This window comes from Pelagerythrobacter sp., from assembly GCF_041912895.1.
Taxonomy (GTDB): domain Bacteria; phylum Pseudomonadota; class Alphaproteobacteria; order Sphingomonadales; family Sphingomonadaceae; genus Pelagerythrobacter.
Map to the genome: position 1 here is coordinate 726,153 of NZ_JAYSGI010000002.1, position 26,857 is coordinate 753,009.

Consider the following 26,857-nt stretch of genomic DNA (forward strand, 5'->3'; position numbering starts at 1 on the left):
TGCGCTCGCGGGGGGTGCCGACTAGAGCGGCGCCCGAAAACAGCCACAACCGGATTTCTCGGATTTTCAGCGCATGGACGATCGTTTCAACACCGCCGCCGGATGGGTTCTCTTCGCTGGCATCGTCGGTCTCGGCCTGTCGGCGGTGAGCTCGCGCTATTTCGCGACCCACGCGCCCGAAGAGGGCGGTTATCCGATCGAAGGCGCGGTCGAGGAAGGCGGCGCCGAGGAAGTGCTCGACTACGGCGCGCTGCTCGCCGCGGCCGATGCCGCCGCGGGCGAAGCCGCCGCGGTCGCCCGTTGCGGCACCTGCCACACCTTCAACCAGGGCGGCGCCAACGGCCAGGGGCCGAACCTTTACGGCATGATGGGCAAGCCGATCGGCGAAGGCATCCCCGGCTTCACCTTCAGCGACGCGCTGGCGAGCCACGGTGGTTCGTGGAGCTACGAGAACATGTTCGCCTGGCTCGAAAGCCCGCGCGGGTTCGCGCCGGGCACGAAGATGAGCTTCGCCGGCCTGTCGAGCCCCGAAGACCGCGCCAATATCATCCGCTTCATGTACGAGAACGGCGGCGGCCCGCCGCTGCCCGAGCCCCTGCCCGAAGAAGCGAGCGAGGGCGAGGAGGCCGCGACCGACGCCGCAGCCGATGCCGAAGTGGAGAACACCGGCGAGGCCGGCACGCCCGAGGCCGATGCTCCGGCGGCGGGCGCCGACCAGACCAACCCGGTCGGCGAGTAAGGCTCGCTTTCGGTTCAGGGCACTAGGCGCGTCCCTTGAACCCCTGCGCGACGACGTACCATTCCGACGAGCCCTTGCGGCTCGCGGGCGGCTTGGCGTGCTTCACGGTGCGGAAGTGCTTCTTGAGCAGCGTCAGCAGCTCGGTGTCGGTGCCGCCCGCCAGCACCTTGGCGAGATAGGTTCCGCCTTCGGCCAGCGTCTCCACGGCGAACCAGGCGCCCGCTTCGACCAACCCCATCGTGCGCAAGTGGTCGGTCTGCTTGTGGCCGACGGTGTTGGCCGCCATGTCGGACATCACCAGATCGGGTGGGCCGTCGAGCGCGGCTTCGAGCGTGGCGGGCGCGGCGTCGTCCATGAAATCCATCTGCAGGATGATGACGCCCTCGATCGGCTCGACCTCGAGCAAGTCGATCCCCACGATCGCGGCTTTCGGCACCTGCTTGCGCACGACCTGGCTCCACCCGCCCGGCGCGATGCCGAGATCGACCACCCGGCGCACGCCCTTCAGCAGGCCGAACTTCTCGTCGAGCTCGATCAGCTTGTAGGCCGCGCGGCTGCGATAGCCCTCGGCCTTCGCCTGCTTCACATACGGATCGTTGAGCTGGCGTTCGAGCCAGCGGGTCGAGGACGCGGTGCGCCCGCGCGCGTTCTTCACCCGCTTGTCGGGGTTGCGGCCGGCGCGGGGCATCAGTGGCGACTGCGCGGTGCGGGAGGGACGATCTCCGCCGCCATCAGGCTGCGCAGGATGCCCTCGCGGATGCCGCGATCGGCCACGCCGAGGCGCTCGGCAGGCCAGATGTCGAGGATCGATTCGAGGATCGCGCATCCCGCGACGACCAGTTCGGCGCGATCGTTGCCGATGCACGGCAGCCGGCCGCGCTCGTCGGGCGTCATCGTGGCGAGGCGGGCGCTGATCCCGCGCATCGAGCCCGAAGGCACGATCAGTCCGTCGACCGCGCGCCGATCGTACTGGGGCAGTTCGAGGTGGACGCTGGCGAGCGTGGTCACCGTGCCGCTGGTGCCCAGCAGGCGAATCTCGGCTTCGGTCTCGGCATGCGCGGCGATGCGTTCGGCGAACGGAGCGAAGCTTTCGGAGACGACGCGGCGCATCTCGGCATAGCGGGCGCTGCGCTCGCCCGGCTCGCCCTCGACCCGACCGACGGTATCGGTCAGCGAGACGACGCCCCATGGCACGCTCTGCCAGTCGAGGATACGCGGAACGTTGCCGCCGGGCTCGATCAGCACGAGTTCGGTCGAGCCGCCGCCGATGTCGAAGATCACCGCCGGGCCTTCGCCGCTTTCGAGCAGGATATGACAGCCGAGCACGGCTAGCCGCGCTTCCTCCTGCGCCGAGATGATGTCGAGCACGATACCCGTCTCGCGCCGGACGCGTTCGATGAACTCAGCGCCGTTGGCGGCGCGGCGGCAGGCCTCGGTGGCGACCGAGCGGGCGAGGTGAACGTTGCGCCGCCGCAGTTTTTCGGCGCAGACGTGCAGCGCGGCGAGCGCACGGTCCATCGCCTCGTTGCTCAGTCGGCCGGACATCGCCAGCCCTTCCCCGAGCCGGACCACCCGGCTGAAGGCGTCGATCACGGTGAAGTTCTCGCCCGAAGGCCGCGCGATCAGCAGGCGGCAGTTGTTGGTGCCCAGATCGAGCGCGGCATAGGCCTGGCGGCGTGTCGGCGCCCCGCCGCGCTGCTCGCCGCCCTGCGCACTGCGGCGCGGCGGACGGTTCGCGGGCTTCTTCCTGTCGTCGGGCGCGGGGTGCTTGTAGCGGAAATCGGCTACTTTGCCGGACGTCTTTCCCCTCGCTGCGCCTGACCTCCTGTGTCTGTCCGGCGGAGAAAGATCCGCCATTTTCCAAAGCTTTCTATTCCTCCCGCGCAAGGCCGCGCGGGGACCTGGCCTCGATGCTAGCGCGCGCGCGATGCGGGGGCAAGAGCGGGGGCTGGTACGGGGCGAGTGCGGGCTTGACCTCGCGCGCGCGCAAACCTAGATGCGCCCCCTCGCGAGCGTGCTCGCCGATGCCCCGTCGTCTAATGGTAAGACTACGGACTCTGACTCCGTCAATTGAGGTTCGAATCCTCACGGGGCATCCACTGTTTTTCTTTAGGAAATCAGGAGCATGGTACTTAATCCGCCACGGCTTTTGAGTACCATGTGGTTCTGCAAGATTTTTCCTTAGATTCCAGCGGGTTACGCGGCCATGCGCGCAAATGCGGGTTGCTCCCTGCGACGTAGATGCGATATAAGTCGTTCAGGTTTAGGGGTGCGCAGACTCCGAGCAATCAGATATCGTCAAATCCGCAAGGAGCACGGCTGGACTGACTCCTAGGCCTCCAGCGATCGTGCAGATCGTAGAGACGCTTATATTCTGACGACCTCGCTCAATACGCCCATAGTATGAGCGATCAATCTGGATCTTCTGCGCGAACTGCTATCCTTGGCGCGAAGGCAAGAGACTTCAGGCTGTGAACGAGGAGGGGAAAATTCGCCCGTTCACGATTACGCTTCAGCCCGGTGATGAACGCTACGAGCCCTTGCCGCCAAATGTGCGGTACGAACCGATAACTATTCGCGAGCGGCCGAACGAGCTTGGCGATAGCGGATTGGCTACGACCTTTGGCTTAGACGATCAGCTGTCCGAAATGTCCTGCAGCTTAGGTCAGTCCTACCTCCGACGCGAGGCGGGATCAGGTCGCACCCACCGTTCGCACGATGCATAGACGCCCAGATTTGTTGACCATCATTGAGGCTGGCCTGAGCTCCGATGCAGCGGCGCTGCTCCGAAAGGGGGTGCATCTACATGGCTCAACTGGAAAACAATCCAATCGGGCTGCTCTGGAAGCGACAACGTGCATCTATCGAGGCGATCTTTTGAGCACCATCTTCTTCATCAACAAAATTCATCCCTGGCTGGATCGCCCAACACCTTTGAAACGTGCCGAGCAATCGGAGGAAGGCCTTGAGTTTGTCATCGATATAATCGGTGCAATCGGGGCCGGGGTTTAAATCTGATGGGCAAGTCCTCGGTGGGATCCGAAAGTGCGAAGCCAGATAGCGCTTGCCTTAATGCTTTCGGAAATATCGCAGAGCATTGGGACATGACCGCTTCGGAGCAATGCTTGCTCCTTGGCGTCGACGATGCCGAGGCGCTTCAGGATTGGATGGAGCAAGCTCGAGCAGGCGATAGCGTTTCGCTACCTGAGGACACGTTGGAAGGCATCGGCTGTGTCCTCTCGATATATGCCTCGCTGGTGATCCTGCTCAGCCATGATCGATCGAAAGATTGGGTGCGTACACCCGATCGAGAGCCGCTGTTTCAAGGCAAGTGCGCGATGTCGCTGATGGCGAGCGGAAATCGCAAGGACCTTGAAGATGTCGCTCGGTACTTGCTGAACGAACGCTACAGATAAGCGAGCGCTGTGCCTGCGCGTTGCCTAACACTATCGCGATGCGGCGTAACCGTGCGCGATTAGAACCTCGGCATCCACTCGTGATCCAGCAGCATCTCAACGACAGTACGATGCCGTCTTGCACTACTGGATTATTCTGCCGTTGCCTGACTATCCCGGCACGCATCTCCTGTTCGGAATTGTGACCAAAAATCGCGAGAACCGCTTCGCCGATGGAAGGTGCATCGGCGGTGCGCTGGAAGATCACGCGGGTGCATTGCTCGGCTCTGCTCGAACTTGAAGGCGAGCGAGAGCGTCTTGCCGAACTTGCTGCAAGCGAGGTTCCGGCGGAGACAATCGATAAGCTGGAACAGCTCGACACGCGGATCGCGGCTGAGCGGAATACGCTTCACGCCGGCGGTGTCAGGGTCGCATATAGCGGTCCTGCCGCTCCTAGGATCGGCGGTCAACCGCCTCGAAGTGCGCATCGGAACCGACGGGGGTCGCGGCCTCGCCGAACGCGCGGCCCTCGCGCGTGACGAGGCGGAAGCCGCCCGCGCTTCGCTCCGGCGCATTCAGGACGAAGCCGATATGCTCACATTGCTGCGCGCCGTGTTGCAGCAGGCGCAGGAGGAAACCTCGCGCAGCCTTGTCGGACCCGTCGCAAGCCGCGCCAAGGCTTACATGCAGCGCGTCTTGCCCGGGCTCGAACCGGGGTTTGATGCCGACTTCCAGCTGGCCAGTGTGAGCCGCGGGGGGCCTTGACGAGGATCGCGAGCTCCTGTCCCAAGGCACACAGGAGCAACTGGCGCTCTTGTCCCGCCTCGCATTTGCCGAATTGCTTCGCGAGAAGGGCGCGCCCGTTTCCCTCATGTTGGACGACCCGTTGGTCTATTCGGACGATTACCGACTTCAGGAAATGATCAATCTTCTGGATGAAGCTTCGCGCGATATGCAGATAATCGTGCTGAGCTGTCGCGATCGCGCCTTCTGCGCCGCATCAGGCGAGCGATTGGAACTACGGACGTCGCCGTAGTTTCAGCAGGCCAAGGCGTTTGAAGCAACAAGCGTCGGTGGCTCGCTTCCGGCTCTAATGCTGGATAACCTTCTCGATCGCGAGTTCGACCCGTCGCCGGGCGTCGCGGCGCAAGCGTGAAATCCCAAAAATCCGCGCCACAGCCACGGCGCGATCTTCGACGTCATCGACCGCACGTGCGGCGAGCATGAGTTCCGGCAATGCGATTTGGTCGATCAATCGGTTGGCGCTGCCGCTCTCGGGCACGCGATATTCATCAAGTCGCGTCGGGTGGCTTTCGTCGATCCAGACGAAGACATGGTCGACCTGGTCTTCGACGAGAACGAAGGAGCGCTGGGCCACCTCGTCGACACGCTCGCGGATCAGCCGACCGGTCCGGGCGAAACCGTGCGCCCTCGCAATCACGGTCGCGAGCTGATCGTCGCGAATAGGCGCTTCGGTTTCAACGACGAGGCGAACCATTTCGATCAGTACATCGTTGTACTCCGGGTCGTAGAACCGATCCGCGTCGATCTTGTCGACGATGTCCGAGAAATCGGTTTGGCGGTAGGGACCAGCTCGCCCCTGCGCCATCTCCGGTGCGTGGAACATAGACAGCAACGTATCGTCGGAGGAGTCAGATTCGTGAGGCGGTGATGACGCATTGCCCCGCGCTTGTCGATCGTCGACAACCGAAGAAGCGGGATCGTCGACCTGCACGTGATCGTCCTCGTCGGGAGCATCCGATGTTGCCTCCGGGCCGGCAGCATCATCCTGCTCCTCGCCGGCCTCCTCGAATACGCGGCGTTCGCGCGCCTCGTCCAGTTTCTGTTTCAGGCGTGCATCGATTTTCGCGATCGAGCCTTTCGCGTCGATCCAGAAGTCGGTCGACCAGATGCGCAGGATCGTCCATCCCAGTCCCTCGAGCACGGCCTGGCGCACCTTGTCGCGATCGCGAGCGGTAAGCGCGCTATGATACATTGCTCCATCGCATTCGATGCCAGCAAGAAAATCGCCAGGATTATCGGGGTCGACAATGCCCAGATCGATGCGATAACCGGACACCCCGATCTGCGGTCGAACCGACCAGCCACGACGCTCCAACATGCCCTTGACTGCATCCTCGAACGGGGACTCGGTCTCGCCGATGCTGTCCGAATGCACTTCGGCCAGAGCCCGCGGTCCACGATCGGCGAACTCGATGTAGTGCTTCAGGTCGCGCACCGCCTGCGAGGCCGTTTTCGAGAGATCGATCATCCCGGCGTTGAAGGAGGTGAACAGCAGCATCGCCTTGCGTGCACGTGTCACCGCGACATTGAGACGACGCCATCCACCGTCCTTGTTGAGCGGGCCGAAGTTCATCGACATCTTGCGGGCACCTGCTTCGACCGGGCCGAAGGTGATGCCGAGGATGATCGTGTCGCGCTCGTCCCCCTGTACCGTTTCCAGATTTTTGACGAAAACCGGCTCTTCCAGATCGTCGGCAAAATGCGCGTCGAACGCGGCATCGCCCTTACGGGCCTGTTCCAGCAGGTCCTCGATCAGGTCCTGCTGCTTGCTGTTGAGTGTGACGATGCCGAGCGAGGTGTCACCCGGGGCCTTGCCCGCCAGACGACGCTTCGCCTCGGCGACGATCGCCTTCGCTTCGATCGCGTTGGTCTGCTCGGTACCCTTTGCGTAGACACCCTCCACCCGGTGCCACTCGACGGCCGTCTCGCGTGTTTCGGGTGCAGGAAAGATTACCAGCTTGCCATCGTAATAGCGCGAGTTCGAGAACGCGATCAGCGAGTCATGACGGCTTCGGTAATGCCAGTCCAGACTGCGGCGCGGGATCGAGGCGGAGACGCATTCGTCGAGAATGCTCTCCAGATCAACCATCGCGTCTTCGTCGACTGTTGCCGAACCGCGGCTGAAGAAATTGGTCGGCGGCATTTGCTTCTGGTCGCCCGCGAGTACCAGCTGGCGGCCGCGCCCGATCGACCCGACTGCGTCCCAGGGCGTTATCTGACTGGCTTCGTCGAAGATCACGATGTCGAACAGATCCTGGTCGGGCGGCAGATATTGCGCGATCGAGAGCGGGCTCATCAGCATGCAAGGAGCGAGCGCGCTGAAATCCTTGCCCATCTCTTCGGCAAGGCGGCGCACCGGTTTATGGGCGCGCTGCTTGGCAAGCTCGTGTTTGAGCACACCAAAACCGGATGCGCGGGCGACCTGTGAGGCATCGGGAAGATCGGTACATAGCCGCGCGCGGATGATCGCGGCGGTCAGGTTCTGTACCTCCTCGGTCACTTTGCCGAAGGTGCGAATCTTGTCTTCGTGCGACAGCGAGTGAAACCCGGCGAGGCGCGGCTCGGCATCGATCGCCCAAGGCGCGAACCACTTGGCGTAGGCTGCATCGAAGAGCGGCACTGCCTCGCCCGCGGGAAGACCGGCGGCAATCCGGTTGGTCATCGGCGCAAGGCCCAGCGCCGCGGCCTGATCGCGCACCTTGTTCCACTGGCACAGCGCGTTGAGCTGGGTCCGATGCGCCTCGATGTCGTCGCACATGTGCGCGATTTGCTCGAATTGGCCGGGTAGCGCATTGGCTGCGCTCGCCCCGAAGAACGCGTCCCGTGCCTGCCCGAAGCCCTCGGCCGCCTCGATGAGAGCCTGCGTCGCAACGCCCAGCGGCGCATCGGAGGCAGCCATCTCGTTTGCATCGACTACTGCGTTACGCAACGCACCGACCAGGCCGGCGAATTCCTCCGGACTTCCGGCCTGCGATCGGGCGACGGCACGGATGCGTTCGGCTTCTTCGGCGAGCCGTTCCAGCCTGTCAGGATCGCTGTCGAGCCCTTGGGATGCCGGCACCCCCTCGATCGCTCGATCGAGCTCACGCACTTTTGCATGCAGCGGCGCCATCTCGGCAAAGATCGGCAGGTCCGCCGAAGGATCGATCTCGCCAGCAGCGCCGCCCAGTTCGGTCATCCGTCGTTTGCAGCTGCGCATTGCGAAGTACCGCAGCAGTACGAATTTCTCCTGTGCCTCCTCCCAATCGCGCGCCAGCGACGCCTGCGTGTCCTCGGCTGCCTCCGGCGTGCGGTATTCGGACGAGAGCCTCGCACGAAGCCCGTGCCACTTGCGGACCGCATCGGCTTGCCTGCGGAGGGCCTCTATCGTTTCGGCATGGTCGGGGCGGAAGGCGAACGCAAGATCGACACCGGCAGTCCTACAGATCGCCTGACTTAGCGTGAGTACCCGGTCAGCCTCTTCGGGACCGGTGGGCTGTGCGGGCAGTCCGCTTGCCCGAACCGCTGCATGTGCTGCGTGCTCTACTCTGGCGGAAGCGGACCGCAGATCGTTTGCTGAAGCCAGCAGCCGTGATTGCCATGCATTGGACCACTCGCTCGCACGCACACAGTCGGACACCGTCCCGGGCAGCGTGCCGACGCCTGCGAATGTCAGTTCGAGACTGCGCACGGCCTCGCGCATCGCCCTGATCTCGGATTCGCCGTGTTGCGTTCGCTCGGGCCAGGCGAATTGCGGCAGCGCGCCATCATCGTCGCGCACGACGCGCCAGACTGCATCGTGCACCGTCAACCCGCAGGGATAACGGTGGTGGAGCGCGGCTGCAAAGCCGTTCAGATCGTCGCGCAATCGCTTCAGCTCGGCCGTCCTGTCGGCCCAATCAGACTGCGACAGCGCGCCGCGCGCGTTCCATGCACGTTCGAGCTGGCGCAGGACCTCGATCTTGGTACTCTTATGCGAGTGCAGTTCGAGGCAGAAGTCGCCTAGCCCGACCTGCTCCAGCCGTCGGTAGACGACGTCCAGCGCAGCGCGCTTCTCGGATACGAACAGAACTCGCCGCCCAAGTGCCAGATTCTGCGCAATCATGTTGGCAATGGTCTGCGACTTGCCGGTCCCCGGAGGGCCATCGAGCACGAAGTTGTGTCCCTCGCCCGATGCGACCACCGCTGCCAGCTGCGAGCTGTCCGCGGGGAGGGGAGCGTAAAGGTCGGCCGGGTCGACGTCCTGGTCGAGCCTGTCCGGTTTGGGCAGGGGGCCCATGGCTTCGAACGGCTCGGTTCCACGCTCAATCAGATGCCGAACGACGGGGTTGTCCTTAAGCAGATCGCGCCGATCGACGAGATCCTTCCACATCAGGTATTTGGAGAAAGAGAAGATGCCCAGCGTAACCTGCTCGCGCACTTCGAAGCCCGGCGAGTTGGTGATCGCACGCCTGATCTGGTGCCATACTCCGGCAACATCGGTCCCGCTGTCGTCCTTGGGCAGCTCGCCGTCGAGCCCGCCGATGACAAGTCCGAAATCCTGCTTGAGCAGTTCGAGCAGCGTCATGTTGAAACGCGGCTCGTCCTCGTGCGCGACCAACTTCATGCCCGAGCGCGCATTGCGTCTTTCGAGCCGCACCGGCTGGAGGATCAGCGGCGCACGATAGCTGCGTTGGTCTGTCTCCTTTTTCTTCCATTCCAGAAACCCAAAGGCGAGAAACAGCGTGTTCGAGCCCCCTTCGTTCATGTCCGCACGCGCCTGACGGTAGAGCTTAATCAGGCTGCTATCGAGTTTGGGCTTCTCCAGCTCGACGAACACCTCGTTCTTTTCCAACCCGGCAAGCGCATGCTCTTCCTTCAGGTCGGTCCGGCTGCGATCGCGGTGCAGGTCCACATCGCGCCCGCCGACACCCAGATCGGGCAACGGCTGCACGCTGATCTTCTTGCCATCGGCCAGCAGGTCTTCCAGTCGGGCCGGATCGGGGCAGACGAGGTTGAGATTGCCTGCACGCGGCAGGTTGAGCAGCCGGTTGCGGGCCGTCAGATCGAGCAGCTTGCGCTGCCATTCCTCGATCCTGTCCTTCGTTTCGCCGTCGCCTTCCTCGATCTCCACACTCTCGATCGAACCCTGGTAGAGGTCCGGCGCGGCCTCTACCCGAACGCTTGCAAAGCCCTCGTCCTCGTCTTCCATGCGGGTCGACGATGTCGCCAGCGGCAGGATCCTGCGCATGCGTGCGCGACGTACATCGATGGCAAAGAATACGTCGCCAGGTTCGATGCCCTCGATCTGGCGCTTGGATTCCGCGCAGGCTTGGGAAAATCGCGCGCGGTTGGCACCGGTTACCATCGTCGTCTCGAACAGCACGATATTGCCGAGATCGAGACGGTTTCGGACCGCTGCGACCTCTTCGGTGACGAGGTCGGAAAACTGGTCGCGTTCGACCCATGCTCCCGCGAAAGCGTGGCCGTGCGTCAACACGACGAGCGGATGCAGCCCGGCCTGCTCGATCGCCGCAGCAAACAGCAGCGCGGTGTCGAGGCAGGTCGCGACCCGCCCGGCGTAGATCGCACCGGGCGACCGGATTTTCTGGCCTCGTGTCTCGAAGCTGGCGGGCGGCAGCGCGTAGGTAAGCTGCAAACCGCTGACCGCCGACCAGATTGCCGAGACGATCTCGTAGACTCTTGCCTTGTCGCCGCTTTCGTAGCCGTTGATCGCATCCGGTCGCCCAGCCGTAGCCAGTGCATTTGCGGCCGCGCGCAGCACCTTCGCCACTGCCGGATCATTGGGCATAACGAATGCGGGCAGCAATTCCGGCATCGCGTCGGCCCCGCCCCAATCGTCCACCGCGAGGATCGTGATCGGCGTCTTGCTGCTCGCAATTACCTCGCCTTCGCGATCGCGCAGATCTAGCGTCACCGTACCGCGTTCGGCTTCGGCGAGATCACGAGCAAAACCGGCGGCGATGGTGACATCGCGATCGAGCAGTTGCAGACTCTCGCCCGCGGCAACCTTGTCGATGTGCCAGCAACGCTCGCCCAGAAACGCCGGATCGGCGGACAGGTCGAGACGCAGGTCAGACAGGTCCGCATCGGTTCCGTTGACGATCGAGATTTCACGAAGAGGCGGAACCGCGTTCTGCTGCGAAACGAAGCCGATTTTGTCGCACGCGACGACTTCTATCCGGACCGTCTTCTCGGGCTCCTGACCGTGCGCGGCGACTTCGCCTTCCATCCTACTCCCCCCCGGATCAATTCGATACTCCAACAGGATGCATCAGATTGGAAATAGATCAACTCAGGAGATTGCTGAGGGCTGCCGCCACCCTCTCGACCCAGGGGCCACCGCCAAACATTGGTGCTCTACCGAAGCAATAGATCAAAATAGGCAGGTCTTTGGCAATTGAGCCTCCAAAGCTGACGGTTCGCTACCGGCCCACATTTGCCGTTCACTGGCTCCCGCAACAAATGTCCGGAAGGGGGCCGGAAGACGACAGGCAACTTCTGGGCATCGATAAAACTCAAGCGGACATTGGGTCAGGTCGCTCATAGATGCCAGCGGATCACCTCAGAATATGCCGAAGTCCCTTCACGCACGCTGGATGGCGCGCCAACGACTCGCCTGCGCACGATAGGGCGCACGATCACGGCGGACGAGAACCTGTCGGCCCATTCGCGCTGCCGTGCGCCCGCGTAGTTATGAAGCGCGTCTCAACCGCGACAGCGACGTATCCAGCGCCAGCACGAGGATCAGCGAGAGGCCGAACAGCGGCAGCAGGATCGCCAGCAGCGCGATAATCGCCCATAGGCGTGGCGGCACACGGCGATCATCCCCCGGCGGTGCGCCAAATTCTCCGCGCGGCTTGCGCTTCCACCACATTGCGACGCCGAGCACGCTGACCGCGATCAGCGCGATCGCGGTCGCCAGCCCGATCAGCTGGTTGGCGAGGCCGAACAGTTGCCCTTCGTGCCAGGCGATGCCGTAGTTCACCGCGCGGTCGATCGGATGGCTGTCGGCAAAGCCGCGGCGCCCGATTTCGGAGCCGGTCGCCGGATCCCATGTGACCGATCGTGCCAGCGGGCGGTTCTGCGTCAGCGACGTGGCCGTCCATTCGTCGCCGGTCGGCGGAGCGAACGCCTGCGGGGCATGCGGCGGCAGAACGATTGCGGGAAAGGCGAGACCTTCGCGCTTCGCCTTCGCCACGAATACGGAAAGCGGCAGGCTTTCGGACGGTGGTGGGGATGGCGGCATCGCCGCCATCTCTCCGTGCGCATGATCGCCATGCCCGCCATCGACGCCGATCTTCCAATCCTGCGGGCCCTCCACCAGACCGAGTTCGGCACGGACCCATGCGAAGCCGCTGCCCCATACGCCTGCCCAAGGCAGCCCGCTGGCGAGCATCACCAGCACCAGCCCGGCGATCCAGAACCCGGTCACCCGGTGCAGATCGCGCAGCAGTGGCCGCCCGCGCAGCGACAGGCGCGGCCAGAACGTGCCCGCCGCGGAGAAGGGACGCGGCCACCACAGGTAAAGCCCGCTCAGGATCATCACGATGGTCCAGCTCGCTGCCAGTTCGACCAGCCGGTCGCCCCAATCGCCGAGGAGCAATGTGCCATGGATGCGCGCCACCGTCGCCAATATCCGGCTTTCCGGATCGAACGCGCCAAGCACTTCGCCCTGAGGCGAAACATAAACCTCGGCCAGGCTGCCACCCGGCAGCGCGAACTGGAGCATAGCGGCATCGCCGGGACTTTCGGGCAGGCGATAATGGTTGAACCGGCTGCCGGGATATTCAGCCATCGCCGCGCCGAGCTGGGCATCGGCCGAGACGGCGCCTGCGACCGGCAGGTCGCGGAAGGCCGCCTCTTCCCACCGGTCGACCTGCGGCTTGAACAGATAGACCGCGCCGGTGAGCGACAGGATCAGGATGAACGGGAGCACGAACAGCCCGGCATAGAAATGCCAGCGCCACACCTTGCGATAGATCGTCTTGGAGTGCGCGCTTACCATGCGAACCGTATCCCGCCATAGATCGCACGACCGGTGCCGGGATTGAATATCTCCGATCCCGCATCGGCGACACCCGCGATCGCCACCGTGGCGATATAGCGCTCGTCGGTAAGGTTGCGCCCTTCGACATAGAGCGACCAGTTATTGCCGGCATCGAAGCCCGCTTTCAGGTTGACCAATGCGTAGGAATCAACCGTCAGGCTGTTGGCGTTGTCGGCGAAATAGTCGCCCGGCGCCCATTCGACGTTCGGCCCGGCATAGAAACCGCCCGAATGGCGATAGAGCAGTTCGGCGCGCAGGAAATGGCGCGGCACGCCGGGCAGTTCGTTGTCACCGTAGAGCGGATCGTCGTCGAAATGGAAATCGTTGAGGGTGTAGGCCGCGGTCAGAGCGAGCGCATCGCCTCTGGCGGAGAGCGGCACCCTCGCGTCCAGCCCGGCCTTGATCCCCTGATGCACGGTGCGATCGGCGTTGATCGTGCTGCACAGCGCCCAGGGTTGCGTCGTCAGGCATTGCAGCTCGTTGCGCAGTTCGGAGCGATAGAGCGCCAAATCCCAGCCGATCCCGCCGCTACGCCCGCGTGTGCCGATCTCGTAAGTCGTCGCGCGTTGCACCTCGAGGTCGAGATTCGCCGGGAATATGCCCGCGTCGTAACTCGGCACTTCGGCGCTGCGGGAGATATTGGCGAACACCTGCCAGTCGGCGCGCGCATTCCACAGCAGGCCAATGCGCGGGCTCCACACGTCGTATTCCCGATCGCCGGACTGATCGCCATCGGTCAGGAAACGGTCTCGCCGTTCGCGCTCGGCATGAAGATACTGCACCCCGGCGATCAGCGCGAGATCGGGCCGCACATAAAGCGAATCCTGCGCATATAGCGACAGGTTCGACGATCGGTCTTCCATCGACTGGACCAGCTCGCCCTTCTCGCCTGCCACGTTGAGGAACTGGTCGGTGTCGAGTGTCCCGTTGTGCAGGTTCGCCCCCAGGATCAACTCGTTGCGCAGCCCGGCGATCTCGCGATCGTCGACCGCGCGGATGAAGCCGCCGTAATCGTCGACGGTATAGTCGAGATACTGGTAGATCGGATGGTCAACATGGCGCGCATTGTAGAAGGCGCCCAGATCGATCGTCGTGCTCGCGAGCCGAACGGTGGTGCGGTTCGCCAGGCGGATCGAATCGACGTTGCGCTGCTGATCCTGCGCCACCCATACCGGGTTGGCAGCACGGGGATCGTCGAGCGCCTGCGCCTTGGAGACTTCACCCGGAATGCGCTGGTTGGTGCTCGCGCCATAGACGTAGAGCCGCGTCTCGACAGCGGGCGAGACCTGATAGCCGAGGTTGAGGTTGCCGCGCACCGCATCGCCATCGCTGTGCTCGCGATATCCGTCCGTCCGCTGCGCCGAGACGGTGGCGAAATAATCGAACGATCCCGAAGCACCGCCGCTGCTCGCCTGACCTTTGACGTAACCGAAACTGCCTGCGTCGATCCGCGCGAACAGCAGCGAGGCATCGCGTCCTGTGGGCGTCACGAGATTGATCGCACCGCCGAGCGCATTGGCGCCGTAGCGCAGCGCGTTGGCGCCCTTGTACACTTCGACATAGCGATAGGCGCTCGGGTCGATCTCGAACAGATCGACCAGCCCGTCCGAGGTGTTGAGCGGAATGCCGTCGATATAAAGCGCGATGCCGCGCGCACCATAGGCGCGAGACAGCCCCGATCCGCGCACCGACAGCCGCGCGTCGTCGCCCATGCGCGGCTGCACGATCACGCCCGGCACGTATTCGAGCACATCCTTGATGTGCTTGACCGGGGTATCCTCGAACGCGTCGGCCGTGACGATATCGACCGCACCCGGCGTGCGCTCGATCACGGTTTCTGCCTCTCGCGCGTTGGGAATGGCGGTGACCACGATCGTCCGACCGTCGCCGGAGGCCGGACGCGTCTGGGCGTGGGCGGGCAGCGCGAACGCGGCGAGCGTGGCCGCGATGGCGACGGTGGACGCGTTTCGTCCGAACAGAGTGCGCGCGCACGCGGGATGCCGCCCGCGCAGGCGGATGGAAATATCAGGCATGTTTCATAAACTCCGACAGTCCGGCGTGCGCGAACGCACGTCGGGACTTGGCCAAAAAGATCAGATCATCAGGCCACTGCTGGAGGGCCGCGGAGGGGCGGCCGGAGATGGAGGATGCGAGCGAGCGGCGCGCTGCGTATCGGTGTCAGACCGAGCAGGAGAATGAAGACCAGCGCCCCGCCCAGCAGTACCTCGTCCGCCGCCCCCGGCGCGACTTTGGCCAACCCGGTGAAGGCGCACGTCGTGTCCTTCGCGCTGTCTCGGTGATCGGGTTTGCCGTCATCCTTCATCGGGATGGCGAGCGCGGCCGTGTGCGGGCCGCCGGCCATGCCGGTGCAGATGGTCACGGTCAGAACCTTCTGGTCCGCCTCGACCATGTAGCCGGCGGGCACGAGCGCCTTCAGGCACAGGGCAAGCGCAAAGATCGCCGCTATCCAGCGACGGCCGCTTGCTGTCGTGGCGCGCCCCAACCTCATCGACCGCGCCGTTAGCAGCGATGCTTGGCGATGTCAGGCACGTTTCGACCTCCGGACACGTACAAGTGTGCTACGCTCCGCGGGTTCAGAACGAATGGCGCATGCCGATCACGACGTTGCGGCCGCGCAGCGGCGACTGGTCCTTGACGAACGAGGTGTGCACGAAGGCGAGTTCGTTGGTCAGGTTGGTCCCGCGCACGTAGAACTCGACCGACTTCGCATCGTCGATGTCGAAGCGGTAGGACAGCGTGGCGTTGACCATATCGTAGCCGCCCGTTCGCGTCTCGTATGAAGCGACCTCATCCTGCGCGAAGGTGCGGTAGTATTCGACATCGGCCGACAGCGGCCCCGCGCTGTGTTCGTACCGCGCGCCGAGCCGGGCCGGGGGAATGCGCGGCAGGTTGTCGTCCTCGCTCTTGAGCTTGGTGTCGACGTAGTCGCCGAACACCGTCACTCGCGAGGCCGGCGTGAACTGATAGCTGACCTGGCCGTCCACACCGGCAAAACGCGCATCGGCCGCCGTGTAGATCAGGAAGTTATGAGGAACCCCGGATTCCGCTTCGATCTCGATGAGGCGGGCGAAAACGTAGTCTTCGATATCCTGGTAGAACAGGCCGACCTCGAACTCAAGCGGTCCTCCGACCTTGCGGAGCGTGAGGTTGACCGAGTCCACCGCTTCGAGAACATCTTCCGGGTCGAGCCCTTCGTCTTCCAGGATCGGATTGCTCGCAGCGAGGCCGAGTTCGTAGCTGTTGGTCGCCAGATTGTTGCCGCGCGCGTAAAGCTCGCGCACGCTCGGCGCTCGTTCCGTATGGGCCAGCGAGAGCGCCACGGCATAGCCGTTAGCGACATTCCAGGTCGCCCCGATCGAGGCTGAAAAGGGCTTGTGTTTCGTCGTGGGATTACGCGTGATGAAGCTTTCGATCGCCTCGGTTTCGAGCACCTCCCGCCAATTCGGCCCATACCATTCGGTGAACAGTTCCTGATACAGCGGCGACAGCGTTTCGCGGAAGGCGGGTGGCGAGATGTCGATCGTGCGCCAATCCTGCCGCGCCGCGATCTCGAAATCCACCGGCCCGAACGATCGCCGTTCGCTCAGGAAAATGCCGACATTCTCAGTCAGGTAGTCGGGCGCGCCGACGAGACCATAACCGTTTTCGGGGAACGGACGGTGAAGGTCGTTGATGTTGATGCCGGTGAACGTGCCGTCGGTATATTGCACGCCGAGCGTTCCGGTGAACCCGAAGATCGGCTCGTGCGTCAGTTCGAGCCGCCCGTCCCACAGCTCGTTGGTGTAGCGCGTGAACAGGCTCGGTCCGTCGATCTCGTCATGCGCGTAATCGGTATAGGAACCGCGCAGCCTTACATGGCTGAAGCCCGGCAGGAGATCGTCGTAGTCCGCGCGGACATCGAACCGGTCGCTGGCCAGCTTGATATAGGCCGTGTGGCTGTCGGGAGAGCCGAACGGATCTTCGAACCCGCCATGCGCCTCGCAGTGCAGATCCAGCCCGTGCGTATGGCACACGCCGTTCAAATGGCTGTGGCCGGGCAGCCCGTATTCACTTTCCATCCGCGTGTAGGCCGCCCCGATATAGCCTTTGGCCGTGATCCATGACGCGCCGACGGCGTAGCTGGTGCTCTCGGTGAAGGAATCGCGCAACTTGTCCGAGCCGAAGCTGTCCGGCACGTCGTAATCCTCGGCAGCGCGGCGTGCGCCTTCCGCGTGGATGGCGAACTGGCCGATGCCGGCGGTCACGCGCCCCACGAGGGTCTTCTCCTCGTCGCCGGTGCCATAGCGAACCTCGGTCGCGCCGGTCAGGCCGCCTTGGGGAACGGCCTTGGGAACTTTACTGTCGATCAGGTTGATCGCGCCGTTGACCGCGCTGCCGCCGTAGCGAACCGCCGCCGGCCCGCGCTGGATCTCGATCGCATCGAGCAGCAGCGGGTCGGTGGTGATCGCGTGATCGGGGGACACCGACGAGACGTCGAACAGGTTGGCGCCGTCGGTGAGAACCTCGATGCGGGGCACCGTCTGGCCACGGATGACCGGACGCGACGCGCCGCCGCCAAAGTTGTCGAGATGTACGCCGGGCAGGCCGGCGAGCGTCTCGCCCAGCCCGCTCTGGCGGCGATGCGCCAGCTCGTCGCCTGCCAGAACCTGCACGGGTAGCGCGGAAATTTCTTCGGTTTCGAGCGACTGCCCGGTCACGACGATTTGGTTCGGCCGATCCTGTTCGCGAGCTTCCTGTTCCTCGGAGGCGTCCTGCGCCCAGGCCGGTGAGGTGAAACCGGTTACAAAGGATGCCGATGCCAGAAGCACGGCAGTGCTCCGGCCGATGAGATTGCGCACGATTATGAAACTCCGTCGTTCTTTCGGTTCGGAGGCGCGCGTTATGTGATACTATCTCATTCTGTCAACAACGACCGTCGGTCTGTGAGGATTTTCAGAAAAGGCGGTTGCAGAGCGGCACACCTCCCCAGCATTTATTGCGTTGAGCAGGACTTGCGCCGATCAGCTCACTGCAATCCGGTATCCCACCCCCGGTTCGTTGACGATCAGCCGCGGGTTTGCCGGATCGGCTTCCAGCTTCCGGCGCAGCGCGCGGATGGCGACGCGCAGGTAGTCGAGATCTTGCCGGTGGGCGGGGCCCCAGACGGTTTCGAGAAGGCTTTCGTGGGTCACCACGCGACCGGGTCGGTCGGCCAGCGCCCACAGCAGGTTGAACTCGCGCGGGGTGAGATCGACCCGTTTGCCGTGGAGCGTCACGGTGTGGGCTTCACGGTCGATCCGGCCTTCGGCGAAGTCGCGCGCCGCGGCATCGGCGAGCGGCCCGGCCTTGCGGCGCAGCGCGGAACGAACGCGAGCGAGCAATTCCTCGCTGTCGAACGGCTTCGTCACGAAGTCGTCGGCCCCGAGATCGAGCGCGGCGACCTTTTCTTCGGTCGCGTCGCGCGCGGTCAGGACGATCACGGCGATGCCGCGCGCGGACAGCTGCGGCACGATCTCCAGCCCGTCGCGGTCGGGCAGCCCCAGATCGAGTAGCGCCACCAGCGGCGGAGGCTCCGCGTTCGCGAAACGCAATGCCTCTCCAGCGTTCGCGGCCTCCGCATGGCTGACGCCGATGCGGTCGAGCGCGCCGGTGAGCAGGCGGCGGATCGCTGGTTCATCGTCGACGATCAGGACATCGTTACGCACCGTGTCCATCCTCCCCTTCCTCGACGCTGCGATTAGGCGTGGGCAGAGTGACGGTAAAGACGGCCCCGCCGCCAGGGCGATTGCCCGCTGCGATCGTGCCGCCCACCGCTTCGATGAAATTCTTCGCGATCCACAGGCCGAGGCCCGATCCGCCCACGCGATCGCTGCCTTCCAGGCGGTGAAACCGGTCGAACAGACCTTCAGTTGCGGGGAGGCCCGGCCCCCGGTCGAGCACGCGGCACGACACCGCATCCTCAGCGCATGCCAGTTTGACAGTGACGTGGCTACTGGCTGCTGAGAACTTGAGCGCATTGTCGATCAGATTGATGAGCACGTGGCGCAGCAGCAGCGGATCGCTGCGCACGAGCGGGCAATCGGCATCGATCGCGGTTTCGACCCGCGCACCGGGGCGGTCCTGCCGCAGATCGCGCAACACGGCCGTGATCACGTCTGTCAGGTCGACGCTTTCCCACTTCGGCTCGATCGTCCCGTGTTCGATCCGTGAGGCTTCGAGCAGGTCGTTGAGGAAACGCTGGAGGCGGCGCGATTCGCCGCGCGCGATACGCACTTCCTCGGCGAACTCGCCTTGCGCCGGGATCGCTTCAGCCGCCGCGATTACCGCGGTCAGCGGCGTGCGCAGGTCGTGCGCGATGCTGCCGAGCAGCGCGCCGCGCAGTTGGTCTCGTTCGCGCAGGGTGCCGACCTGCCGGGCCTGCGCCTCCAGCACCAGCCGCTCGTGCGCCAGCGCGGTCTGATCGACCAGCGAGGCGAGCAGCGTCGCATCGTCGGGCCGGATCACGCGCTGCTGCGAAACCCGCGCGACGCCGAGGGCGCCCATCGTGCCGAGCGAAGTGCGCAGGGGATGGAACTGCCAGTCGGACGCGTTGAGCGTGCCGGTATCGCGCCCCGTCGGCTCGCCATGTTCGATCGCCCAACGCGCGGCCGCGTCGTCGACCATGTCGAGCCGGGCGAATTTTTCGTTCCCGCGCACTACCGTGCTGTCTTCCTCCAGCGCGACGATGATCGCTGCGACATCCAGAAGCGCGCCGATTTCGCGACAGGCGACTGCCGCCGTCTCGTCCTTGCTGGACAGCCCGCCCATCAGCCCCGCGAACCGCGCCAGCGAGGCGTTGAGGCGCGCGACCCCTGCGCTCGTTTCGGCCTGACGGCGAATCTTCCCGGCGAGCCCGCCCACGACGCCCGCCACCAGCGCAAGCACGACGAATGTTATCACGTCCGCGGAGCCGTCGATCTCCAGCGTGTAGAGCGGTCTCGTGAAGAAGAAATTGTAGGCCAGCGCCGCCCATGCCGCCGCCCACAAGCCTGCGCGCATCCGCAGTAGCGTGGCCGAGAGGATCACCGGGAGAAGCAGCAGCAGGTCGATCGCGCTCGTCGAAATCCACGGCAGCGCGAGGTGGATCAGCCCGGCCGCCGCGGCGACCAGCAGGAAGGCGAGAATGTTGTCGCGCTGCGAATAGGGATCGCGCGGCTTTTCCGGCTTCTCGTCCGCTTCGTCGAGCGGGAGCACGTGAACCGCGACACCCTGCGCCTTGCGGATCACCTCCTGCGCGATCGAGCCGTGGCGCCATTCGAACCAGCGACTGCGGCGGCTCTTGCCGATCACGATCTGGCTGGCGCGCAGTTCCTTCGCCTGATCGACCAGCGCCTGTCCCACGTCGTTCGCCGCCACCGTCATCAGCGATGCGCCGAGCGAGGAGGCAAGCGCGAGATTGTCGGCCAGTTGCTCGCGCTGGCTGCCGCTCACGGCGCGCGCGCTGCCACTTTCGATCACCACCGCCGTCCAGTTCGCCCGCAGCATGTCCGCCAAGCGTTTGGCCTGGCGGACGACGCGCGCGCCGCCCTTGCCGGGGCTGACGGCGACCATCAACCGCTCGCCCGCCGCGAATGCGCCACTGTCGCCGCTGGCCACGAGATCGTCGGCCAGGCGGCGATCGACGTTGCGCGCGGCGAAGCGCAGCGCCAGCTCGCGCAGGGCCGCGAGCTTGGTGGGCGTAAAGAAGTTGCCCAGCGCGCGGCCCGCGGTTTCGGGCAGGTAGATTTTGCCCGCTTCCAGCCGTTCGATCAGCGCCTGCGGCGGCAGGTCGACGACGATCAGCTCCGCATCCTCGAGGATCTGATCCGGCACCGTTTCGCGCACGCGGACATGGGTGAAGCCCGCGACGACGTCATTGAGGCTTTCGATGTGCTGGATGTTGACCGTCGTCGCCACGTCGATCCCGGCGGCGAGCAGCTCGGCGACGTCCTGCCAGCGCTTGGGATGGCGGCTGCCCGGCGCATTGGTGTGGGCGAGTTCGTCCACCAGCACCAGATCGGGCCGGCGTGCCAGCACGGCATCGATATCGAACTCGTCGAGCCGGTGCCCTTTGTGATCGATCATCCGGCGCGGCAGAGTCTCGAGCGGTTCCAGCAGCAGCGCGGTCTCGCTGCGGCCATGGGTTTCGGCGACGCCGACCAGCACGCCCCGCCCTTCGGCCTGATGCCGCGCCGCTTCCTGCAGCATGCGGTAGGTCTTGCCCACGCCCGGGGCGGCACCGAGGTAGACCGTCAGCCGCCCGGCCTGCTCCTTGCGGGCGAGCCGCAGGAAGCGTTCGGCGCTCGTCTCGGGCGTCTGGTCGGTCATTGTTGCAACGGCATTATTCCGCCAACCGGTCGAGCGCCAGATTGACTCGCAGTACGTTCACGATCGGCTCCGGCGCGAATATGCCGCCCGGCGCGACGGCCGCATCGTAGGCGAGTTGGCGCACTTGCGCTTCGTCCACCCCGCGCGCGGCGGCGATCCGCGCCGCCTGGTAAAGCGCGCCATCGAGGGAGATATGCGGATCGAGCCCGCCACCCGATGCCGCCACCAGATCGGCGGGAATCGGGTTGTCCGCCGTCGCGCCGTAGCGGGCGACGGTTTCCACAGCGCGGGCGGCGAGGTCGTCGCTGGTGGGCGACCAGTTGCTGCCCGCCGCCCCCATGCCATCGTAATCGGCGGCGGACGGGCGCGGCCAGAAATACTCCGGCGAGGTGAAATCCTGCGCCACCAGTTCGCTGCCCACGGCCTGTCCGTCGCGCATGATGATGGACCCGTCGGCCCGCCATGGCGCGGCCGTCTGCGCGAACGCCAGCATCAGAGCGACGTATCCGACCACGCAGACCAGCATCGTTGCCACCCAGAGGCGGAGAGAGGGAAGAAGATAGGTCATTTGTCCGTTATCCTTGTCCAGAGCCGGCCTCACGGCATCAGCGTCAGGTGTTCGGCCACCGGGCCGAGCGCCGCGGCAGGCATGAAGGTCAGTGCACCGAAGATGACGATGGTGATCACCAGCATCACGCCGAAGGTGCCGCCTTCCACGCTGAGAGTGCCGGCGCTTTCCGCGCTGCGCCGCTTGGCCATCAGCGAACCGACGATGGCGAGCGGGATGATGATCGGCAGGTAACGCCCGATCAGCATGACGATGCCGGTCGCGATGTTCCACGGCACGGTCCCGTCGCCCAGCCCTTCGAATCCCGAACCGTTGTTCGCGCCCGCAGAGCTGAATTCGTAGAGGATTTCGGAGAAGCCGTGCGCGCCCACATTGTTCAGCGCATCCTGCCCCCAGGCGGTCGCCGCGAACAGTGCGGTGCCGCCGAGGATCAGCAGGGCGTGGCTGAACAGGGCCAGCACCGCCAGCCGCATCTCGCGCCCTTCCACCTTGTGACCGAGATATTCGGGCGTGCGGCCCACCATCATGCCCGCGATGAACACGGCGACGACGATGTAGAGGAACATGTTGATCATGCCCACGCCGACGCCGCCGAAGGTCGCGTTGAGCCACATGCCGGTCATCGGCATCAGGCCGGTCAGCGGATTGAGGCTGTCGTGCATCGCGCCGACCGACCCGTTGCTGGTCGATGTCGTCAGCACGGCCCATAGCGGCCCGGTGGTGGCGCCCAGGCGCAGTTCCTTGCCCTCCAGGTTGCCCACGTTCTCCATCACCGGCAGCGCGGCGAAGGCCTGCGTCGGCGCGGCTTCGAAACCGACCGCACCGCCGATCTTGACCAGCAGGAACACCAGCATCACCCCGAAGACGACACCGGCATGCTTCATCCGGCCGACGATGTGGCCGAACATCCAGACGCAGGCCATCGGGATCAGGATGATCGCGATCATCTCGAACCCGTTCGACCAGAAATCGGGGTTTTCCAGCGGATGGGTGGAGTTCGGCCCGAAGAAGCCGCCGCCATTGGTGCCGAGCTGCTTGATCGCGACGAAGGCGGCGGCCGGACCGCGGGCGATGGTCTGCGCCACGCCTTCCAGCGTGGTGACCTGTGCCGCGCCCTGCAGCGTCATCGGCACGCCCGCCAGCGCGATCACCGCCGCGACCACGATCGCCAGCGGCAGCAGCACGCAGAACGCCGCGCGCTGCACGTCGAGGAAGAAATTCCCCATGCTCGCCTGTCCGCCGATCCCGCGCGCCAGGGCGGCAAGCGCGGCGATGCCGGTCGCGGCAGACACGAATTGCAGCCACATCAGCCCGCCGAGCTGGGCGAGGTAGCTCCAGGTGCTCTCGCCCGAATAGTGCTGGAGGTTGGTATTGGTCGTGAAGCTTGCCGCCGTGTTGAACACCAGGTCCAGCGGCGCGGCGCTCTGCCCGTCGGGGTTGAGCGGCAGCGCGTGTTGCAAAGCCAAAAGCGCGAACACGAACACGAACATCAGCGTGTTGAACGCCATCAGCGCGATCGCATACTGTTTCCAGTCCTGTGCCGGGCTGCCCCCGACCACGCGGGTGAACAGGCCGTCCGCCCGCGCGAAGCGGCCGGAAAACAGCGCGCTCATATATTTGCCGAGCGGCCACGACAGCGCCGCCGCGCCGCCGACGATCAGAATGATGGTGAGGATTGCTGTAAGCATGGTCTATCCTTTTCGCGGGAGCTCAGGCGAGGCCGAGGCCGCTGACGGCGAGGTCGATGAGCTTGATGCCGACGAAGGGCGCGACGACGCCGCCCGCGCCGTAGATGGCGAGGTTGCGCAGCAACTGGCTGGCAGCCGGTATCGGACGGTATTTCACGCCCTTCAGCGCCAGCGGCACCAGCAGCGGAATGATCACCGCGTTGAAGATGATCGCCGAGAGGATCGCGCTCGACGGGCTGGAAAGGCCCATCACGTTGAGTGCGCCCAGCGCCGGGTAGAGCACCACGAAGATCGCCGGCAGGATGGCGAAATACTTCGCCACGTCGTTGGCGATCGAGAACGTGGTCAGCGCGCCGCGCGTCATCAGCAGCTGTTTGCCGATGCCGACCACCTCGATCAGCTTGGTCGGATCGCTGTCGAGATCGACCATGTTGCCCGCCTCGCGCGCGGCCTGCGTGCCGGTGTTCATCGCCATACCGACATCGGACTGGGCGAGCGCGGGGGCATCGTTGGTGCCGTCGCCGCACATGGCGACCAGCTTGCCTTCCGCCTGCTCCTTGCGGATGTACTCCAGCTTGTCCTCGGGCGTCGCTTCGGCGAGGAAATCGTCCACCCCGGCCTCGGCCGCGATGGCGGCGGCGGTCAGCGGATTGTCGCCAGTGATCATCACCGTGCGGATGCCCATCCGGCGCAGTTCCACGAAGCGTTCGCGGATGCCCGTCTTGATCACGTCCTTCAGATGGATCGCGCCGAGCAGTCGCTCGTTCTCGACCACCGCCAGCGGCGTGCCGCCCGCCTGCGCGATGCGGTCGGTGATCTTGCGCAGTGCCAGCACGGTATCTTCGGGAAAGTCGCGCAGCTTCACCACCGCGTCGACCGCGCCCTTGCGGATCGTACGGCCGGGCAGATCGATCCCGCTGACGCGAGTCTGCGCGGTGAAGGCGACCGGCTCGCCGCCCTCGGGTGTTTCTCCCTCGCCAGCCAGCGCGACGATCGAGCGGCCCTCCGGCGTCGTGTCGGCAAGGCTGGAAAGGCGCGCGGCAGCCACCAGATCGGCCTCGGCCACGCCGGGCAGCGGCACGAATTCGCTCGCCTGCCGGTCGCCGATGGTGATGGTGCCGGTCTTGTCGAGCAGCAGCGTGCCGATATCGCCCGCCGCCTCCACCGCACGGCCTGATTTGGCGAGCACGTTGAAGCGGATCAGCCGGTCCATCCCGGCGATGCCGATGGCCGAAAGCAGCCCGGAAATGGTGGTCGGGATCAGCGCCACGAACAGCGCGATCAGCACGGGTACGGCGATCGATCCGCCCGCGAATTCGGCGAACGCGGGCAACGTACCCACGGCGACGAGGAAGATCAGCGTCAGGCCCGTCAGCAGGATCGTCAGCGCGATCTCGTTGGGCGTCTTCTGCCGGCTCGCACCTTCGACCAGCGCGATCATGCGGTCGAGGAAGCCGCTGCCCGGCTCGGCCGTCACCTTCACGCGGATTTCGTCGGAGATCACCGTGGTGCCCGCCGTCACGGCGGAGCGGTCGCCGCCCGCCTCGCGGATCACCGGCGCGCTCTCGCCGGTGATCGCCGCCTCGTTGACCGAAGCGACGCCCGCAACGACTTCGCCGTCCGCCGGAATCTGGCGGCCTTCGGTGACCAGCACGACGTCGCCGAAGCGCAGCTGCGTGGCCGGAACCTCCTCGGTTCCGCCCCCCTTGCCAACGCGCAGCGCGACGAGCTGATCCTTCGTGGCGCGCAGCGACTGCGCCTGCGCCTTGCCGCGCCCTTCGGCCAGCGCTTCGGCGAAATTGCCGAACAGCACCGTCAGCCACAGCCAGAACACCAGCTGCGCCTCGAACAGCACGTCGCCCGAGCCGCCCACGATATTGCGCAAAAGGATGATCGTCGCCGCGGAGGCGACGATCGCGGTGGTGAACATCACCGGGTTGCGGATCAACGTGCGCGGATCGAGCTTCGCAAACGCATCGCGGATCGCAGGCCCGACGAGCTGCCGGTCGAACATGGAGGCGCTCTGCATCAGAAGCGCTCCGGTCGGATCAGCACGGCGGTGAGATAGATCAGCAGCCCGAGCGCGACGAGCCCGGACAGCGCGAGATCGAAAGTCATGCGAATTGCTCCTTCATTCGGAGCCGGCCTTGCGCTTTTCCCGCATGAAAATTCGCCGGGGATCGCGGGATACGGCATTAAATCTGCGTGAAAACGGCCATTTGCTTGCCGCGCTTCACGCGGATTTCATGCAAGTGCGCCCCGATCCGCATGGCGTTTTAACGAGCCGCCGAGCCACAGCGCCGCCACCCGGCCGCGACGATCGCAGCCTCGTGACAAGGACCATTCTTCATGCGCACCCTCTGCCTCGCCACCGCCGTCGCGGTCATGCTCGCCACGCCTGCCTTCGCGCAGGATGTGCCGGACGCGTCAGGCGATCGGTCTGTCACCGTTTCGGGCGGCGCGGAGATCGTTTCGCAATATCGTTTCCGCGGCATCGGCCTGTCGGACGAGAAGCCGGCGCTGCAGGGCTGGGCCGAACTGGAACACGAAAGCGGCGCCTACGCCGGCGCCTGGGCCTCGAGTACCGACGGCTTCGGCGAACTGGGCGGCTCGAACCTCGAGCTCGACCTCTCTGCCGGATACCGCACCGAGGTGGCCGACGGCATTACCATCGATGGCGGGCTGCTCTATTACGCCTACCCCGGATCGACCGGCGGCGAATTCGAGTTCTTCGAACCTTACGCCAAGGCGGGCTTCGCTGCAGGTCCTGCCGCGATCACACTGGGCCTCGCCTTCGCGCCCGCGCAGGATGCGATCGGCGGCGAGAGCAATGTTTACCTTTCCGCCGACGCGGGCGTGCCGCTGGGAGATACCCCTTTCGCGCTCGACGCGCACATCGGGCGTTCCGAAGGCGACACCACGCTCACCCCCGGCGGCGGCTACACCGACTGGTCCCTGGGCGCGAGCGTCAGCTGGGACGCGTTGACCGCACGCATCGCCTATGTCGGCAGCGATATTTCCGAGATCGACGCACTTGCCGCGGGTGCGACGCGCGATATCGTCGACGACGCCGTCGTGCTGTCGCTCGCAATCGGCTTCTAGTTTCGCCGCTTGGAAATTCGAATGGCAGCTGTCGGGATAGCATGAGAATTGATCCAACGTCCGAAATTGGGGCGCTTTGCGGTCGGACAGCTCACGACGGAAGCTATCCAGGCCTCGATTTGATCTCTCGCCAAAGGCCCGTATTGTAGGGATCTTCCTTACCCACTGTTCGCCGAACCTTGGGAA

Annotated in this window: 19 protein-coding genes, 1 tRNA gene and 1 pseudogene; 7 read left to right on the forward strand and 14 right to left on the reverse strand. The window is 64.9% G+C overall.

Features of this window, described 5'->3' with window-relative positions:
- The first annotated feature begins 73 nt into the window (after window positions 1-73).
- Window positions 74-739, forward strand: a complete 666-nt coding sequence (locus ACE3QC_RS10595) for a cytochrome c family protein (RefSeq protein WP_374407964.1) — start codon at window positions 74-76, stop codon at window positions 737-739.
- A gap of 22 nt (window positions 740-761) precedes the next feature.
- Here the strand turns inward: ACE3QC_RS10595 and ACE3QC_RS10600 are convergent, their stop codons facing one another.
- Together ACE3QC_RS10600 and ACE3QC_RS10605 are read right to left on the reverse strand one after the other, a co-directional pair.
- Complete coding sequence (locus tag ACE3QC_RS10600) at window positions 762-1,427, reverse strand: RlmE family RNA methyltransferase (protein ID WP_374407966.1); 666 nt, start codon at window positions 1,425-1,427, stop codon at window positions 762-764.
- A complete protein-coding gene (locus tag ACE3QC_RS10605) occupies window positions 1,427-2,596 on the reverse strand; it encodes a Ppx/GppA phosphatase family protein (protein WP_374407968.1) in 1,170 nt (389 codons plus the stop codon). The genes ACE3QC_RS10600 and ACE3QC_RS10605 overlap by 1 nt, the downstream gene beginning before the upstream one ends.
- 168 nt (window positions 2,597-2,764) lie before the next feature.
- Here ACE3QC_RS10605 and ACE3QC_RS10610 point away from each other — a divergent pair.
- Window positions 2,765-2,838: transfer RNA gene (locus ACE3QC_RS10610), tRNA-Gln, on the forward strand.
- 164 nt (window positions 2,839-3,002) lie between these two features.
- On the opposite strand, the pseudogene ACE3QC_RS10615 reads toward ACE3QC_RS10610, so the two are convergent.
- A pseudogene (locus ACE3QC_RS10615) lies at window positions 3,003-3,164 on the reverse strand (helix-turn-helix domain-containing protein); the annotation flags it as partial.
- 314 nt (window positions 3,165-3,478) lie between these two features.
- Between ACE3QC_RS10615 and ACE3QC_RS10620 the strand changes: the two are divergent.
- The 4 genes from ACE3QC_RS10620 (at window position 3,479) to ACE3QC_RS10635 (ending at window position 4,899) form a co-directional block, all read left to right on the forward strand.
- Complete coding sequence (locus ACE3QC_RS10620) at window positions 3,479-3,751, forward strand: hypothetical protein (RefSeq protein ID WP_374407970.1); 273 nt, start codon at window positions 3,479-3,481, stop codon at window positions 3,749-3,751.
- Between the two features lie 92 nt (window positions 3,752-3,843).
- On the forward strand, window positions 3,844-4,155 hold the full coding sequence (locus ACE3QC_RS10625) for a DUF2384 domain-containing protein (RefSeq protein ID WP_374407972.1): 312 nt from the start codon (window positions 3,844-3,846) through the stop codon (window positions 4,153-4,155).
- Between the two features lie 118 nt (window positions 4,156-4,273).
- A complete protein-coding gene (locus ACE3QC_RS10630; protein WP_374407974.1) occupies window positions 4,274-4,435 on the forward strand; it encodes a hypothetical protein in 162 nt (53 codons plus the stop codon).
- Window positions 4,436-4,614: 179 nt separating this feature from the next.
- Complete coding sequence (locus ACE3QC_RS10635; protein WP_374407976.1) at window positions 4,615-4,899, forward strand: hypothetical protein; 285 nt, start codon at window positions 4,615-4,617, stop codon at window positions 4,897-4,899.
- 325 nt (window positions 4,900-5,224) lie between these two features.
- Here the strand turns inward: ACE3QC_RS10635 and ACE3QC_RS10640 are convergent, their stop codons facing one another.
- The 11 genes from ACE3QC_RS10640 to ACE3QC_RS10690 all read right to left on the reverse strand — a co-directional run bounded on the left by ACE3QC_RS10640 (window position 5,225) and on the right by ACE3QC_RS10690 (window position 25,687).
- Window positions 5,225-11,149: a DUF3320 domain-containing protein gene (locus ACE3QC_RS10640; protein WP_374407978.1), complete on the reverse strand. Its 5,925-nt coding sequence runs from the start codon at window positions 11,147-11,149 to the stop codon at window positions 5,225-5,227.
- Between the two features lie 462 nt (window positions 11,150-11,611).
- A complete protein-coding gene (locus ACE3QC_RS10645; RefSeq protein WP_374407980.1) occupies window positions 11,612-12,925 on the reverse strand; it encodes a PepSY-associated TM helix domain-containing protein in 1,314 nt (437 codons plus the stop codon).
- Window positions 12,919-15,000, reverse strand: a complete 2,082-nt coding sequence (locus ACE3QC_RS10650) for a TonB-dependent receptor family protein (RefSeq protein ID WP_374407982.1) — start codon at window positions 14,998-15,000, stop codon at window positions 12,919-12,921. The genes ACE3QC_RS10645 and ACE3QC_RS10650 overlap by 7 nt, the downstream gene beginning before the upstream one ends.
- A 68-nt stretch (window positions 15,001-15,068) precedes the next feature.
- Window positions 15,069-15,476: a DUF2946 family protein gene (locus tag ACE3QC_RS10655; RefSeq protein WP_374407984.1), complete on the reverse strand. Its 408-nt coding sequence runs from the start codon at window positions 15,474-15,476 to the stop codon at window positions 15,069-15,071.
- Window positions 15,477-15,561: 85 nt separating this feature from the next.
- Window positions 15,562-17,685 (reverse strand): TonB-dependent receptor domain-containing protein, encoded by a 2,124-nt coding sequence (locus ACE3QC_RS10660; protein ID WP_374407986.1) that lies wholly within the window; start codon window positions 17,683-17,685, stop codon window positions 15,562-15,564.
- Between the two features lie 303 nt (window positions 17,686-17,988).
- Window positions 17,989-18,681, reverse strand: coding sequence for a response regulator transcription factor (locus tag ACE3QC_RS10665; RefSeq protein ID WP_374407988.1), 693 nt, complete (start codon window positions 18,679-18,681; stop codon window positions 17,989-17,991).
- Window positions 18,665-21,313 carry an ATP-binding protein gene (locus tag ACE3QC_RS10670; RefSeq protein WP_374407989.1) on the reverse strand — a complete coding sequence of 883 codons (2,649 nt, stop codon included), beginning with the start codon at window positions 21,311-21,313 and terminating at the stop codon, window positions 18,665-18,667. The genes ACE3QC_RS10665 and ACE3QC_RS10670 overlap by 17 nt, the downstream gene beginning before the upstream one ends.
- Before the next feature lie 13 nt (window positions 21,314-21,326).
- Window positions 21,327-21,881 carry a potassium-transporting ATPase subunit C gene (locus tag ACE3QC_RS10675; protein ID WP_374407991.1) on the reverse strand — a complete coding sequence of 185 codons (555 nt, stop codon included), beginning with the start codon at window positions 21,879-21,881 and terminating at the stop codon, window positions 21,327-21,329.
- A gap of 29 nt (window positions 21,882-21,910) precedes the next feature.
- A complete protein-coding gene (gene kdpA / locus ACE3QC_RS10680) occupies window positions 21,911-23,569 on the reverse strand; it encodes a potassium-transporting ATPase subunit KdpA (RefSeq protein WP_374407993.1) in 1,659 nt (552 codons plus the stop codon).
- A gap of 22 nt (window positions 23,570-23,591) precedes the next feature.
- Entirely contained in the window at window positions 23,592-25,598 is a 2,007-nt protein-coding gene (kdpB, locus tag ACE3QC_RS10685) for a potassium-transporting ATPase subunit KdpB (protein WP_374407995.1), read from the reverse strand.
- On the reverse strand, window positions 25,598-25,687 hold the full coding sequence (locus ACE3QC_RS10690) for a K(+)-transporting ATPase subunit F (RefSeq protein ID WP_374407997.1): 90 nt from the start codon (window positions 25,685-25,687) through the stop codon (window positions 25,598-25,600). Before ACE3QC_RS10690 ends, kdpB begins: the two co-directional genes overlap by 1 nt.
- Before the next feature lie 231 nt (window positions 25,688-25,918).
- On the opposite strand from ACE3QC_RS10690, the gene ACE3QC_RS10695 reads away from it, so the two are divergent.
- On the forward strand, window positions 25,919-26,671 hold the full coding sequence (locus tag ACE3QC_RS10695) for a TorF family putative porin (protein WP_374407999.1): 753 nt from the start codon (window positions 25,919-25,921) through the stop codon (window positions 26,669-26,671).
- Window positions 26,672-26,857: the final 186 nt, after the last annotated feature.

Coding starts and splice junctions, on each gene's coding strand:
- ACE3QC_RS10655 (WP_374407984.1), bottom strand. CDS start 15,476: ATGAGGTTGGGGCGCGCCACGACAGCAAGCGGCCGTCGCTGGATAGCG.
- ACE3QC_RS10600 (WP_374407966.1), bottom strand. CDS start 1,427: ATGCCCCGCGCCGGCCGCAACCCCGACAAGCGGGTGAAGAACGCGCGC.
- ACE3QC_RS10690 (WP_374407997.1), bottom strand. CDS start 25,687: ATGACTTTCGATCTCGCGCTGTCCGGGCTCGTCGCGCTCGGGCTGCTG.
- kdpB (WP_374407995.1), bottom strand. CDS start 25,598: ATGCAGAGCGCCTCCATGTTCGACCGGCAGCTCGTCGGGCCTGCGATC.
- ACE3QC_RS10625 (WP_374407972.1), top strand. CDS start 3,844: ATGACCGCTTCGGAGCAATGCTTGCTCCTTGGCGTCGACGATGCCGAG.
- ACE3QC_RS10665 (WP_374407988.1), bottom strand. CDS start 18,681: ATGGACACGGTGCGTAACGATGTCCTGATCGTCGACGATGAACCAGCG.
- ACE3QC_RS10595 (WP_374407964.1), top strand. CDS start 74: ATGGACGATCGTTTCAACACCGCCGCCGGATGGGTTCTCTTCGCTGGC.
- ACE3QC_RS10645 (WP_374407980.1), bottom strand. CDS start 12,925: ATGGTAAGCGCGCACTCCAAGACGATCTATCGCAAGGTGTGGCGCTGG.
- kdpA (WP_374407993.1), bottom strand. CDS start 23,569: ATGCTTACAGCAATCCTCACCATCATTCTGATCGTCGGCGGCGCGGCG.
- ACE3QC_RS10670 (WP_374407989.1), bottom strand. CDS start 21,313: ATGACCGACCAGACGCCCGAGACGAGCGCCGAACGCTTCCTGCGGCTC.
- ACE3QC_RS10675 (WP_374407991.1), bottom strand. CDS start 21,881: ATGACCTATCTTCTTCCCTCTCTCCGCCTCTGGGTGGCAACGATGCTG.
- ACE3QC_RS10640 (WP_374407978.1), bottom strand. CDS start 11,149: ATGGAAGGCGAAGTCGCCGCGCACGGTCAGGAGCCCGAGAAGACGGTC.
- ACE3QC_RS10605 (WP_374407968.1), bottom strand. CDS start 2,596: ATGGCGGATCTTTCTCCGCCGGACAGACACAGGAGGTCAGGCGCAGCG.
- ACE3QC_RS10650 (WP_374407982.1), bottom strand. CDS start 15,000: ATGCCTGATATTTCCATCCGCCTGCGCGGGCGGCATCCCGCGTGCGCG.
- ACE3QC_RS10695 (WP_374407999.1), top strand. CDS start 25,919: ATGCGCACCCTCTGCCTCGCCACCGCCGTCGCGGTCATGCTCGCCACG.